This window comes from Paenalicyclobacillus ferrooxydans, from assembly GCF_001399675.1.
GTDB classification, from domain to species: Bacteria; Bacillota; Bacilli; order Alicyclobacillales; family Alicyclobacillaceae; genus Alicyclobacillus_B; species Alicyclobacillus_B ferrooxydans.
The window spans coordinates 32,783-45,505 of sequence record NZ_LJCO01000019.1; the positions used below are offsets into that span (position 1 = coordinate 32,783).

Genomic DNA, 12,723 nt, shown 5'->3' on the forward strand with positions numbered 1-12,723 from the left:
AGAACATACGCTTGAACAAAAGTGGAGTTACTACTGTTTCACATAGTTCTAGCAGACAGGAGTCCTTTGATGCACTTTCACATTCATGCAGTAATCGCCCACTACGGATACGCTGGCGTGTTCCTCGTTCTCATGCTGGAGATGATAGGTATACCCTTTCCCGCCGAAACCACCTTGACCATTTCCGGACTGGAATGGACCAACGGTGTGTTCGCGTTCTGGCCTCTCCTCGCCGCAGCCGTGCTGGGCAACGTCGTCGGATCGACGATCGCTTTTGGGATTGGTTCCCTGCTCGGCCGTTCGGTCATCTTGCGGTTTGGTCGCCTTGTTCGTATCACAGAGGAACATCTTGATGCGGCAAACCGGAAACTGGCGCGATACGAGCTCCCGGTTGTGGTCGCGGCAAAGTTTATCGCGGGGATTCGCATTCTTGTTCCCTACCTTGCCGGTATCAACCGTATGTCGTTCTTACGTTTTACCATCCTGAACACCATTGGTGCCATCCTTTGGGCAGCCCTGTTTATCGGTGCAGGCCGCGCCATAGAGGTCACCTGGTCGAAGTATCACTCCCTCGTCACACACCACATTGCGCTCTTAACGGTTGCACTCGGCCTCACTGTCGTTGGCCTTGCAATGTACCGTCTGTCGAGGCGTAGGCGCGCGAAACGTGAAACTCTCCTCTAATCCATCAGAAGTCCAGTCAATGACACAACCACGGATTGTATTCCCGCCCCCGCAATATCAAACAATAATTAATTGTGAAATTTCAGTGACAATTTTGAAAAATTTGCGTTATAATTTTAATCATCAGAATACTCCGTCGTTTTGAACCTGCGTTTGATTTACTTCTGCTGCAAACACATTGGTCTCCGGGAGGGAGCACTGATATGCGCGAGAGCAAGGAAGCGATTTCGTTCAAAAACAAAGCTGCCCGTCCTTTTATGAAAGCCACTCCTGAAAAGACGGGGAATGTCATCGACTTCATGCCCTACCTTACCGCAAAGCAGAAACAAACGGCCCGCCATGCAACATTTCTCACGCTCTTCCTCATCTTCCTCTCGATCTTCATCGTTGTCATCTGAACCCATACCGTGAGTAACGAGCTGAAGGGACGATGACTCCTGGTGTTGAGTCCGTCCCTTTTATAGTTCATTTGCCTATAGTTCATTTGCGCTATCATTCACACTTTTCTGTAGTTATGTTGAGCCATAAAATCCGTTCCCTAAACGAAAGAGTATGCTAAAATGTACCGGGGAAACGTCTTCGTCATCTCGGCGCATAGGATAAGGCTGCGGATACGCGCACAAGTGCGTACAGTTCATGTTGGCGCGACCAACATGGTGCTGGTGTGTCCAGCGGGCCGTCTTGTCGTGAGTTAGGAAGCAGTTTTCGGTGCATGCTATACACAGCCTGATGGTTTTTACGGGGTTGTCAAGGAGGAGTGACCGGTTATGCCAGACAGCATTGCGACTATGGAAGCAGAACGTGCAGCCACCTCACAAGCGGATGCATTCGAACTTTTACTAAAACCGGAGTATCAGGAAGCTCTACACGACATCGTGGAACAACTGCCAAAGTTGGCTGTTGTTATGTCGTTGTTCGGAAAACTATATGACGTGGCTTCTGAAGCCCTTACCGACGGCGAGTTGATGGGGTCATTGGAAGAGCTGTTGAAACAGAAGACGCAGCCTATCAAGGAGAGTTATGCGAATCTTTCCTGGGCCGCCAAAGAGGCAAAAGAACGGGCAGAATCCGAAACTGCACCGATTGGTGTGTTTGGCATCCTTCGGATGCTGAAGGATCCCATGGTGCAGAAAAACTTGAAATTGGTCTCTGCATTTCTGTCGGTGATGGGTGAGCGCAGTAAGACGACAGCGGACTAAAAGTGTAATCCTGTTATATTGCAAATCCTCTCCAACATGCGTGTTCCATTGTCGATCCGATGCTTCTTCCGATCGCATTGAAACACGCATTTTCCTTGCCATAGCGAGCAGACGTGTCACTCGGCCCACTGCCATGGCAGCGCCTTGCACTGCAGAACCTCTAGTAATGGCCTAAGATCCCTTTGCGCCGTGCTCTCTTACTGGCCGTGGCAAACACAACCATCCCGAGCCCAACCCAAAGCACCGCATTTACGACGCTCCACAGCAACCAATAATGTGGGCCAATTAAACCAAACTGCTCAATCATCATTTGCTTAAGTAAAGCATTCATTGGCGCAATCGGTACAAAAACAGCGATGGCTTGTCCCCATCCAGGCAGTGATGCAAAGGGTGTCATCACAAGGAAAAGCAGGACGAACTGCAGCAAACCGAGAAATTGATTGCTCCGTTTAAACAGAATCGTCATACTTGCGACGCAGTATCCGATACCAATGGCAGAGGCCATCGCCAGCCCAAACGGGATCAGCTCTACAATCGAAACACTAAGGTGCCGATGTGTCATCCACATGATGAGGAAAAGAACAACAAACGTGAACAGGATGTTGTACAGAAACATGACGATGCTGCGCAACAGGAGAATGCGTGACAAACCAAGGGAACTGATCATGACTTGTTCAAGGGTTCCATTCTGAGCCTCATTCATGATATCCCAGCCCATTGAACCGACCGCACCCATTGCCAGGGTCCAGAGCAGGTAACCGACAATCACGGAATCCAGCCTGTTTCCAACCACGTGACTTCCAGCGACATACGATGCTCCAAGGAAGAGACCGTAAAACGCGATCACGACAATCACAATCTGACTGATAAGTTCGGTCGGGTAACGCCGAAACAGCAGCCACTCCCTCCGAAACTCAGCTAACAATCCAAACCACACGGTCAACCCCCCCGCCCTCGAATCACACAGAGCCTTGCTCAGCTTCCTTGTGCGTATAGTGGCGAAAAACTGTCGCCAAGTCGGCTTGTTCGCGCTCGATACGGACAACTGGAACAGGCTTCAGACGCGATACCACTTGATAGAGGTCTTCAGACGAATCAACAGGAATTCGAAACCGGTCTGGTCCTTCAAAGACAGCCCCGGCCCGCTCGAGTTCAGGTCTAAGCTCTTTTGGGACTCGCTCAGCGAGTTCGATGACGTACACGTTCCCCTCAAAACGATCGAGCACCTCGCGCTTTTCTCCCTCGAGAACAATCCTGCCGTTTTGAATAATGGCGATCCGGTCTGAAAGCGCCTCTGCCACGTCCATCTGATGCGTCGTCAATACGACGCCGATGCCTTGCTCGCGAACCAGTTCGAGGACGATTTCCTGAATTCGGTCCGAAGAATCGAGGTCCAATCCGAGGGTTGGCTCGTCGAGCAGAAGCAGATCCGGTTGATGAATCAGTGCAGCACAAATGGCAACCTTTTGCTGCATCCCTCGACTCAGTTGTTGAACGGTGTGGTTCATCTTGTCAGAAAGCTCAAACCGCTCCAAGAGCTGCCGACCGAGGAGGACTGCATCCCGCTTTCCGACGCCGCGCAGACCCGCCCAGTATTGCAGGTTTTCGAGGGGCGACAGTCGCCAGTACAAATTACGGCTGCCTTCGAGGACAGCTCCCACATGGCGCAGTGCTCTCTGGCGATGGCGCTTGGTGCTTTCCCCGAGTACCTTTGAATCACCCTCATCGGGCGAAATCAACCCGGCGATCATTTTGATGGTCGTCGACTTCCCCGCACCATTCGGTCCGAGGAAGCCGAGGATTTGGCCGCCTTCGAGTTGAAACGACACATGGTCGACAGCGAGTACAACACTTGAGCGCTTGCGGTATGTTTTGCAAAGTCCATCTACCTGAAGCAGCATGATGCAATCTCATCTCCACCCGCCGTACATTCTGCTGACTCCCCTATTTTTCCCACGTGATGTTCAGGAATTGATCGCGACCGGATCCAGCACGATACATCCGGTAGTGCTGCGGGCTCTTCTTATAAAAATCCTGGTGGTATTCCTCGGCCGGATAGAACTCCTTCGCTGGCAATATCGGCGTAACGATAGGCCTCGAAAACCTTCCGCTTTCAGCGAGTCGTTGTTTCGAAGCCTCAGCAAGCTCACGTTGTTCTTCATTGTGATAGAAAATCGCCGTCCGATACGATGACCCGCGGTCACAGAATTGCCCGCCTTCATCGGTTGGATCAATCTGCTGCCAAAAGACTTCGAGCAATCGCTCATACGGGAACTCAACCGGATCGAACACAATCTGCACTGCTTCAACATGACCTGTCCTCTCCGAGCACACTTCTTCATACGTCGGGTTTTTCGTCTCCCCGCCCGTATATCCGGAAACGACAGACTTGACACCTGGCCACTGGTCGAATGGCTTGACCATGCACCAGAAGCACCCGCCTGCAAAAGTTGCTACCTCATAGGTTTGTTGTTCCACGTTCAACACCCTTTCACAACGTTTCTGAGTGTACCGAGTCCCGTTATCGAAAGCTCGACCAAATCGCCCGGTATCAGCCAACGATGGACGTCCGTACCGAGTTCAAGGATGCAGCCAGTCCCTACAGTACCGCTGCCGATGACGTCTCCAGGATACAATGAAACTCCGGCGGAAGCCCGTTCTATCATCTGTTCAAACGTAAAGTAGATGTCACGATAATTTCCTTCCGACAGCAGCTCCCCATTCACGGACGCGGTCATAGCCAGATTATAGCGCTGTCCGTCCTGATACGGAGCAAGTTCATCTGGGGTTACAATCCATGGGCCGAGGGATGTGGCAAAGTCTTTCCCCTTGGCTGGACCGAGTCCAACCTTCATCTCTTCACGTTGAAGGTCCCGCGCACTCCAGTCATTCATGATGGTGTAGCCAAAGATAAAGTCATGCGCCGCACCGGAAGGGATGTCTTTGCCGTGCCTTCCAATGACACAGGCCATCTCGAGTTCGTAGTCGAACCACGTGCACCCCGGAGGAACTGCAATCTCGTCTTCCGGTCCGGCGACGGCCTGGTGATTTGTGAAGTAAAACACAGGAAAATCATACCATTGCGGCACCATGTCGAGGCCCCGATGCCTGCGCGCTGTCTTCACGTGTGCCTCGAAGGCGTAAAAGTCACGGATGCTTGCCGGCCTAGGCAGCGGAGGTAAAAGCCGAACGCCGTCCAAGTCTGAGATCCCTTCAGGCAGCTCAACGTGGCTGGCCCGATTCGTTAGGTTGGTTAATGAAAGCTCTAAGTTAAGCTCTGCATTGATCTGTCGAGCGAGCTGGAGATTCTCATCAGCAGTATCGAGGAACGCTGACATGGTTCGCGGCAATTGCCCTTGACTCACTGCATGCATATCAACGACCCATGCGTCATTGTACAGCCATCCTGCTTTGCTGCTCCCATCCGGTTTCTGAAATGTACAAAACTTCAAGTGACAACCTCCTCCGGCAAGCCCGCGTTGGAGCGAGACTTCACGATATGCCCATCTAGAAAGTAGGTTAACATACTGGGGCTATGACGTGGCGCACAACATCACATCCGAGAGTTTTCTATTCTAATAGCAGTCCACGTGGTTCCGGTTCGCCGGTGACTGTCGGGCAAGACCCATCCAAGCAAAGGCAACGATTCCATTGAGCGGGCAAAACCAGAAGGGAGACTGGTCCTTCATGTATATAGAGCATCTCGATGTCCGATCTATTCTGCGCGCAAAGGGTAACCCATTTAAAAGAATCAGTCAAACTGTCGGTGCTCTGAAGGACGATGGCATTTTCGAACTCCGAACCACATTTCGCCCGACGCCACTCTATCGTGTACTTGGTAAAAAGGGATTTACGCACATGACCATTTGTCTCGGTAAAACAGATTACCTGACACAGTTTTACCGAGACACCGAGCAGCCTCGATTCGTCGTTGATCTGCGCGAAAATGCGAAGGCACTCACGGACAGCTCTTTCTTTGACCAAAACAGCAACGAGAACAACGGCCAGAACAACGACCAGAACAAGTTGAATGCGGAGGATATCCTGGATGCCATCAAGAAAAGTGATGAACAAGCGCAGGTGATGGTTCTACGAGATGATGGCGTTCCCGGGTTATAAGAAATCATCGTGAAGTTTCACTCTGACGGGTAGATCTTGGCCGAAAAACGGGTAACCTGACTAAGGATACGACCCGACGAATGTCGACCCAGTGGTTTGTGTCTGGGGGAAAGGGCGGTTCTATGTCAGGCACCAAGGCGCGGCGCGAGCATTTCACGTCCGTACACAGAGAGTTTGCAGCGGATGTTCCGGTGCACAAAGCAAATAAACCGCGTCCTCGAACGTTGCATCTCGTCTCTACCGGCGTGGTGTTTGTCATCGGGATTCTGGCCGTGGTGTGGTTCTTCCACCTCGATCGCCACGGAGAAATCACAAGATTGATTGTCGCTTCGGGTGGTCTCGGGATCGTCATCTCCATTGTACTGATGGCGTTGTTCTGTGTCATTCCGGTGCCAGCAGAGTTTCTGCTCATTCTGGATATGAAAGTATTCGGAGTCTGGTGGGGAACCCTATACAGTTGGATTGGCACAATGGTGGGTTGCACGGGGGTATTTTTACTCGCCCGTTATGTTGCGGGCGGAATGCTTCGGGCATTTATCCCTGAAGATAAAATGGAGCAAGTCAGCGAGTGGGTCAGGAAACGCGGAGTTGCGGGCCTATTATTAGCACACGTAATACCGCTTCCATTCATCGTGGTCAATTACGTTGCAGGCGTCATCCGGTCCGTACGTCTATGGGACTTCATCTGGACCTCCGCCATTGGGGGTGTGCCTTATTACCTTGGGGCTGCTCTGGTCTTCCTCGGCGTGTCCCGCAAGTACATGGTTTGGGCAGTGATTGGGCTCATCGCCCTCGTAGCCATATGGGTCAGCGGTTTCTGGTACACTCGACGAGCCAGCCTTAGAAAACCATCAGGCGAAACCGGCAGTCGTTGACAGGCAACCGAAAATGCCGTGCCCGGCGACATGGACACGGCATTTTGCGTGGTCAAAGACTGCTCCCAGAAGCCATACTTCTGCAAAAGCAATCGAAGCCGAACTAGCCTACTGCACTACGGAGACCCACTGGCGAGTCGCAGCGGACAGCTCCACGGCCTCTAAAACAGCCTGGTTTTTCACCCCGTCACTGAAGTTTGGCTGCGGATTCGTACCCTTCGCAATCCCATCCATCAGTTCTTTAAACAAGTTGATGAATGTGTGCTCGTAACCGATGATATGCCCTGCCGGCCAGTAGTTTGCGGCGTATGGATGAACTTCTTCCGTGCAGTTGATCCGGCGAAATCCCTGAAGACCTGCTTCATCATCTGCCAAATACACCTCGAGCCAGTTCATATCCTCCAGGTTCCAACGGATCGAACCCTTTTCCCCATTGATCTCGAAGCGGTTACCATTGCGATTGCCCGCGGCAAACCGCGTTGCCTCAAACACACCGAGAGCTCCATTCTCAAAGTGGGCAAGAAATGCTGCAGCGTCATCAACATCCACGTCACCGGTTGCCCCATTCACATCCACGTCCGCTTGAAGTCCGGAGGTCATCTCGCCGAGGGGCCGATTTCGAATAAATGTTTCCATCGTACTGACGACATTGTGAAACTCACCGACCAGGAAACGAGCGAGATCGAGAATGTGCGCGGCAATATCGCCGAGCGCGCCGGACCCTGTGACCTCTTTTCTCAAGCGCCACACAAGCGGAAAGTCAGGATCCATAATCCAGTCCTGGAGATACTGTGCGCGCATGTGATAGATTCGCCCCAACCGACCGGAGTCTATCAGCTGTTTGGCAAACTGGACAGCCGGTGCAAAGCGGTAGTTGTGACAGAGCATGTGAACGACCCCTGCGGATTCGACCGCGTGCTGCATCCGGCGTGCTTCCTCAAGACTCATGGCAAGAGGTTTCTCACAGAGGACATGCTTACCGGCCTTTGCAGCGGCAATGGCAATCTCCGCATGCGTGTTGTTCGGTGTCACAATATCAATCAAGTCGATATCATCGCGCTCAATGAGCCTTCTCCAGTCGGTTTCATACGAGGCAAAGCCCCATTTGTCTGCCGCACCACGAACACCGGTTTCATCCCGTCCCGCAATCGCCTGAAGCACGGGTACAGCGTCTGTGTCAAAGTAAAACGGAAGATCGCGATACGCATGCGTGTGCGCCTTCCCCATAAACTTGTACCCGACCATGCCCACCCGAACCTTTTTTGTTACGCCCACCACATCGCACCTGCCTTTTGCCGAATGAGGACATGCTTAAGGAATGCCACTGCCTTCTGAAACCCCTCTTCGACGGACATCAGGCTGTCTTCATGTTCAATGCTGATGGCACCATCGTAACCGACCATGCGAAGGGTGCTGATGATTTGACGCCAGGTCTCTTCCCCGTGGCCATAGCCCACCGTCCGAAAAATCCAGGAGCGATGGAGCTCATCCGCGTAGGGCTTGGTGTCAAGAACCCCGTTTTGCGCCATGTTTTGCGTATCGAATGCCGTGTCTTTGGCGTGGAAATGATAGAGTGCCCCCGCCTTGGCAATCTCCTTGATGGAGGCAATGGGGTCCATCTGCTGCCAGAATAGGTGACTCGGGTCGAAGTTCACGCCGATGCTATCACCACACTCTTGCCGCAAACGAAGCGCCGTTTCGGTGTTATATACGACAAATCCCGGATGGGCCTCAATCGCGACTTTCACACCATGAGATGTAAGAAACTGGTTTTGCTTTGTCCAGTAAGGGATCACCTTGTCTTTCCACTGCCAATGAAGAACTTCAGCGTACTCTGGAGGCCAGGGACAAGTGACCCAAACTGGGTTCTTTGAGAACTCCGACTCACCCGGACAACCGGAAAACGTAATGACATTTTGCACTTCAAGGGCCTCGGCTAAATGCACTGCGTTCTCAAAGTCGGCGTGCGCTTGCTTTGCAACCTCAGGATTAGGGTGAAGAGGGTTACCGTGACAGGACAGTGCACTGATCTCAAGCCCGCGCGAAGTCACCGCATCCTTGAAGGCGTTTAACTTCGACGGATCGGAAAGCAGCAAAGAGGGGTCACAGTGCGCTTTGCCTGGATAGGGTCCACAGCCGATTTCCACCGTATCGAGTCCACTCTCAGCAATGTAGTCAAGCGCCTCTTCGAATGACCTTTCACCAAACAACACGGCAAACACGCCAAGTTTCATACCATCCGACCTCCCAGATTAGGTTTGTCGAGGAATAGGTTGCCCGAGTGTCCTTACTTCCCGAGCTGTACGGCCTGCCCCGTACGGGACGATTCATAGATGGCCTCAAGGATCTGTGTCACAACAAGCGCCTGCTTTGGTGTGACGATAGGTTGCCTGCCTTCCCGAATACAGGCGATAAAATGTGCTGCCTCTACATCGCCAGCGTTTTGCGAAACTGCACCGTCTAAGGCTGTCCCGCCGATATTTAGGTCTGGGATCTCGGTAAACAACCGTCCATGGCGTTCTCCGTTGATGCGCAGTCCATCTTCCATGTCTGCCCCACCCTCAGTTCCGCATAAGACTGTTCGGGCTTCACCTACGTGCAGGCTGTTCAGGGCCCAACTCGATTCAAGAATGACCGTTGCCCCATTCTCGAATGTAATGAATCCAAAAGCGGAGTCTTCAACCTCAAATTTTTCCGGATCCCAAGGCCCCCAACTGTTTGCCGCATGGTTTCTCTGGCCCAGTTTGTGATACGCCGTACCCATCACCGTTTTTGGCCGATAGTTATCCATCAACCACAGGGTCAGGTCCAGTGCGTGCGTGCCGATGTCAATCAGCGGTCCTCCGCCTTGCATGCGCTTCGAGAGAAAGTTCCCCCAAGTGGGGACGGCGCGGCGACGGATCGCCAAAGCTTTGGCGAAGTAGATCTCACCGAGTTCCCCACGCTCACACAGTTGTTTCAAATACAGTGAATCAGGCCGAAAGCGGTTTTGATACCCAATCGTCAGAATCTGTCCTGTTCGTTCAGCCGCGTCGACCATGGCCTGTGCTTCTGCGGTTGTCATAGCCATTGGTTTTTCACACATCACGTGCTTCCCTGCTTGCAGAGCGGCAACTGTCACCTCCGCGTGCAGAAAGTTGGCCGTGAGCACGTACACGGCATCAATCCCCGGTTGTGCCAACAACTCGCGGTAGTCCGTAAACACCTTGGCGCCTTGTGCGCCGTATTGGTCCCGCCCTTTGACAGCGTTCTCTTCAACAACATCACAAAACGCAACGATTTCCACACCCTGAATCTTCGCGATACTCGGCAAATGCTTGCCCAGGGCAATACCTCCAACCCCGATGATGCCTACTCGTACTCTTTTATCAGCCATTACCTCTCACTCCTTGGCGCGGATTCGAGGAATGGGAAGTTCCCATATGTAGGTCGTTCAACGACAGTTGGTTGTGCCCACCGCACGGCGTTCTGAATCACACGCTGCACATCTTTGTGGTAGTAGGTTGGATACTCTTCATGCCCCGGGCGGAAATAAAAGATTTTTCCTCGGCCGCGTTTGTATGTGCAACCACTCCGAAAGACTTCGCCGCCGGTGAACGAACTAATGAAAACCAGTTCATCTGGCGCTGGAATATCAAAGTGCTCGCCGTACATTTCTTCGTGTTCGAGTCTGATATGCGACCCGATGCCCTCAGCGATAGGATGCGTCGGATCGACCACCCACAACAGTTCTTGCTCTCCTGCTTCACGCCACTTCAAGTCACAAGATGTACCCATCAACTGCTTGAAAACCTTTGAAAAGTGACCCGAATGCAAGACAATCAAACCCATACCGTCCCACACGCGCTTGACGACCTTGCGGACGATGTCATCAGAGACTTTGTCGTGCGCCACATGGCCCCACCAAACGAGGACATCGGTCGTGTCGAGAACATCATCCGTCAAACCGTGGGATGGTTCCTCCAACGTCGCCGTCTTCACATCATGACCTTCGCTTCGTAAGGCATCCGCAATGACTGCATGCATACCGTTCGGATAAATGCTGGCAATCGCTTTCGATTCTTTCTCATGGATGAATTCATTCCATACTGTAACCTTCATCGAAACCAACCTCTCTTGTTGTCGTTCGTCTGTATCAGGGTGTTGATTTAGACCGTGACAATACCCTCAGCATGTCCGGCCGCCGACGAAACCTTCCCCGATGGACCGACTCTCTTTATACAGTCTATCGCAGTTTTCCATCGGTTTCATAGTGAAACAAGCCTGCGCCCATGTTAACCTCATCACACAGGCCGAATCCTGCAAAGCAGGTACGGGGGACGCTTTTGCGCAGCAAACCTGCGCTTGGGGTGAAAGCGACTTATGTCGCAAGGATGACCTCGACCCAAACCCGACAACTAACCTCGAAGGCCACAGGAGGAAAACATGACAAACAAACACCGCATCACCCGTTGGTTGATGTCTGCTATGGCATTCGCTTCTGTGACTACAGCTGTGGGTGCCTTTACAACTGCTTCTGCAAGTACCGTCAGCAGCGTTCGCTCGCTGCCGCCTGGCGTTCATTATGATTACAGCATTCACCCTGCAGCTCCGCTCAGTGCTTCCGTGCAAGCTAAAGAAAATGCAGTGTTGTCCGTGGCGCGAAGCAAACTCGGAACACCTTATATCTGGGGACACAATGAAGACCGTGGGCAGTATGGATTTGACTGCTCAAACTTTACGTCATACGTGTATCACCATGCGCTTGGGTACAAGCTGAGTGGTGCCTCCCAAGTACAGTACCATTCTGTCGGGTGGAATATTCCCGTCTCCGCCATGAGACCGGGTGACTTGGTTATCTTTGACCACGGCGGCCACGTCGGCATCTACGCCGGTCATGGTGAAATGATTCAGGAAGGCGGCGGAATCGGTAAAGTCGGATATCTGAAGCTGGCCCCTGGCTCATACTGGTACAAGCACATCACTACTGTAAAACGTATGTTCTGACAATCAAGCGAAACAGCGGGTCTCTTTGCGAGACCCGCTTTTTAAATGTGGCCATACCCAACTCAGCAGGTCTAGGCGCTGTCCAGATTTATACCCCGCATGGTATTATGGTATCGTAGCGGCGTGTTTACGTGCCATTCATACTAAACTGATTGGTGGGGACGATCCTTGAAGTCAAAGCACTTCTCAACATACATAGCAAGCAGTGCATTTATTCTTGCAATGGCTTTATCTGGGTGCGGTACTCCAAGTACGGTCACTTCAAATCCGGCTTCGCGGGCTGCAGGGACCGAAACAATCTCCGGTGCGACAAGTTTACCAACAAACCAAGCGGGGATGAGCGGTGCCCAGAACGCCGCAACCACGAATTCATCGGCATCAGGCGCCGCCAATGCGTCGACAACGACCTTTGGCGGGCCTTTAACGGTTGGCAGCACAGCCCCGGACTTCGTTTTACCGAATTTGAGCGGGACAGGAACCATGTCCTTAAAGCAACTCTTATCGGGCGGTAAACCTGTCGTAGTTAATGCGTGGGCATCCTGGTGTCCACCATGTCAAATGGAAACCCCTGATTTGGTCAAATTGGCAAATCAGTACAAAGGCAAAGTACAGTTCGTTGGCGTCAATTTAACCATCATCGACAAAGTTTCCGACGCCAAGAACTTCGTCCATCACTACAACATACCATACCCGGTGTTGCTTGACCCGAAAGGAACCTTTCAACAAAGCTATTCTGTCATTGCGGAACCGATGACATTCCTCGTCAGCCCTAAAGATAAGATCCTCGATATTCATATGGGCATGATGACGGCTTCAGATATGCAACAACTCGTGCAACTCGGGCTCAAGACTTAAGACTG

15 protein-coding genes, 1 pseudogene and 1 riboswitch are annotated in these 12,723 nt (G+C 52.2%); of the genes and pseudogenes, 7 read left to right on the plus strand and 9 right to left on the minus strand.

Annotation, left to right across the window (positions count from 1 at the left end; genetic code table 11):
* Nucleotides 1-69 precede the first annotated feature (69 nt).
* The 3 genes from AN477_RS04730 (at nt 70) to AN477_RS04740 (ending at nt 1,883) form a co-directional block, all read left to right on the plus strand.
* Entirely contained in the window at nt 70-684 is a 615-nt protein-coding gene (locus AN477_RS04730; protein WP_054968024.1) for a DedA family protein, read from the plus strand.
* Nucleotides 685-887: 203 nt separating this feature from the next.
* The gene (locus tag AN477_RS04735) at nt 888-1,082 is read left to right on the plus strand and encodes a hypothetical protein (RefSeq protein WP_054968025.1); all 195 of its coding nucleotides are present in this window, start codon (nt 888-890) and stop codon (nt 1,080-1,082) included.
* A gap of 369 nt (nt 1,083-1,451) precedes the next feature.
* Nucleotides 1,452-1,883 (plus strand): helical membrane plugin domain-containing protein, encoded by a 432-nt coding sequence (locus AN477_RS04740; RefSeq protein ID WP_054968026.1) that lies wholly within the window; start codon nt 1,452-1,454, stop codon nt 1,881-1,883.
* Between the two features lie 160 nt (nt 1,884-2,043).
* On the opposite strand, the gene AN477_RS04745 is transcribed toward AN477_RS04740, so the two are convergent.
* From AN477_RS04745 to AN477_RS04760, 4 genes and pseudogenes are all read right to left on the minus strand, one after another.
* On the minus strand, nt 2,044-2,820 hold the full coding sequence (locus AN477_RS04745) for an ABC transporter permease (RefSeq protein WP_054968027.1): 777 nt from the start codon (nt 2,818-2,820) through the stop codon (nt 2,044-2,046).
* Between the two features lie 22 nt (nt 2,821-2,842).
* Entirely contained in the window at nt 2,843-3,784 is a 942-nt protein-coding gene (locus tag AN477_RS04750; RefSeq protein ID WP_211265954.1) for an ABC transporter ATP-binding protein, read from the minus strand.
* A 52-nt stretch (nt 3,785-3,836) separates the two neighbouring features.
* Nucleotides 3,837-4,367 (minus strand): annotated as a pseudogene (gene msrA / locus AN477_RS04755) (peptide-methionine (S)-S-oxide reductase MsrA); the annotation flags it as partial.
* Nucleotides 4,364-5,335, minus strand: coding sequence for a fumarylacetoacetate hydrolase family protein (locus AN477_RS04760; protein WP_054968029.1), 972 nt, complete (start codon nt 5,333-5,335; stop codon nt 4,364-4,366). The gene AN477_RS04760 and the pseudogene msrA, both read right to left, overlap by 4 nt.
* Nucleotides 5,336-5,570: 235 nt before the next feature.
* Between AN477_RS04760 and AN477_RS04765 the strand changes: the two genes are divergently transcribed.
* Both AN477_RS04765 and AN477_RS04770 read left to right on the plus strand, forming a co-directional pair.
* Entirely contained in the window at nt 5,571-6,002 is a 432-nt protein-coding gene (locus tag AN477_RS04765; protein WP_054968030.1) for a DUF2249 domain-containing protein, read from the plus strand.
* Nucleotides 6,003-6,082: 80 nt separating this feature from the next.
* A complete protein-coding gene (locus AN477_RS04770; RefSeq protein ID WP_083485966.1) occupies nt 6,083-6,877 on the plus strand; it encodes a TVP38/TMEM64 family protein in 795 nt (264 codons plus the stop codon).
* Between the two features lie 108 nt (nt 6,878-6,985).
* Here AN477_RS04770 and AN477_RS04775 read toward each other — a convergent pair whose 3' ends face one another.
* Genes AN477_RS04775 through AN477_RS04790 form a run of 4 tightly spaced genes read right to left on the minus strand, consistent with a single transcriptional unit; the run spans nt 6,986 to nt 10,978 of the window.
* Nucleotides 6,986-8,122: a Gfo/Idh/MocA family protein gene (locus tag AN477_RS04775; RefSeq protein ID WP_054968067.1), complete on the minus strand. Its 1,137-nt coding sequence runs from the start codon at nt 8,120-8,122 to the stop codon at nt 6,986-6,988.
* A gap of 20 nt (nt 8,123-8,142) precedes the next feature.
* Nucleotides 8,143-9,111 (minus strand): sugar phosphate isomerase/epimerase family protein, encoded by a 969-nt coding sequence (locus tag AN477_RS04780; protein WP_054968032.1) that lies wholly within the window; start codon nt 9,109-9,111, stop codon nt 8,143-8,145.
* A 53-nt stretch (nt 9,112-9,164) separates the two neighbouring features.
* Nucleotides 9,165-10,253: a Gfo/Idh/MocA family protein gene (locus tag AN477_RS04785; RefSeq protein ID WP_054968033.1), complete on the minus strand. Its 1,089-nt coding sequence runs from the start codon at nt 10,251-10,253 to the stop codon at nt 9,165-9,167.
* Complete coding sequence (locus AN477_RS04790; RefSeq protein WP_054968034.1) at nt 10,253-10,978, minus strand: ThuA domain-containing protein; 726 nt, start codon at nt 10,976-10,978, stop codon at nt 10,253-10,255. Before AN477_RS04790 ends, AN477_RS04785 begins: the two co-directional genes overlap by 1 nt.
* Before the next feature lie 179 nt (nt 10,979-11,157).
* Nucleotides 11,158-11,304, plus strand: a riboswitch (cyclic di-AMP (ydaO/yuaA leader).
* On the opposite strand from AN477_RS04790, the gene AN477_RS04795 reads away from it, so the two are divergent.
* Nucleotides 11,303-11,863, plus strand: a complete 561-nt coding sequence (locus AN477_RS04795; RefSeq protein ID WP_245631719.1) for a C40 family peptidase — start codon at nt 11,303-11,305, stop codon at nt 11,861-11,863. (Overlaps the previous riboswitch by 2 nt.)
* Before the next feature lie 143 nt (nt 11,864-12,006).
* Here AN477_RS04795 and AN477_RS25375 read toward each other — a convergent pair whose 3' ends face one another.
* Complete coding sequence (locus tag AN477_RS25375) at nt 12,007-12,345, minus strand: hypothetical protein (RefSeq protein WP_054968035.1); 339 nt, start codon at nt 12,343-12,345, stop codon at nt 12,007-12,009.
* On the opposite strand from AN477_RS25375, the gene AN477_RS25380 reads away from it, so the two are divergent.
* Nucleotides 12,344-12,718 (plus strand): TlpA disulfide reductase family protein, encoded by a 375-nt coding sequence (locus AN477_RS25380; RefSeq protein WP_245631720.1) that lies wholly within the window; start codon nt 12,344-12,346, stop codon nt 12,716-12,718. The genes AN477_RS25375 and AN477_RS25380 overlap by 2 nt on opposite strands.
* The last annotated feature ends 5 nt before the right edge of the window (nt 12,719-12,723 follow it).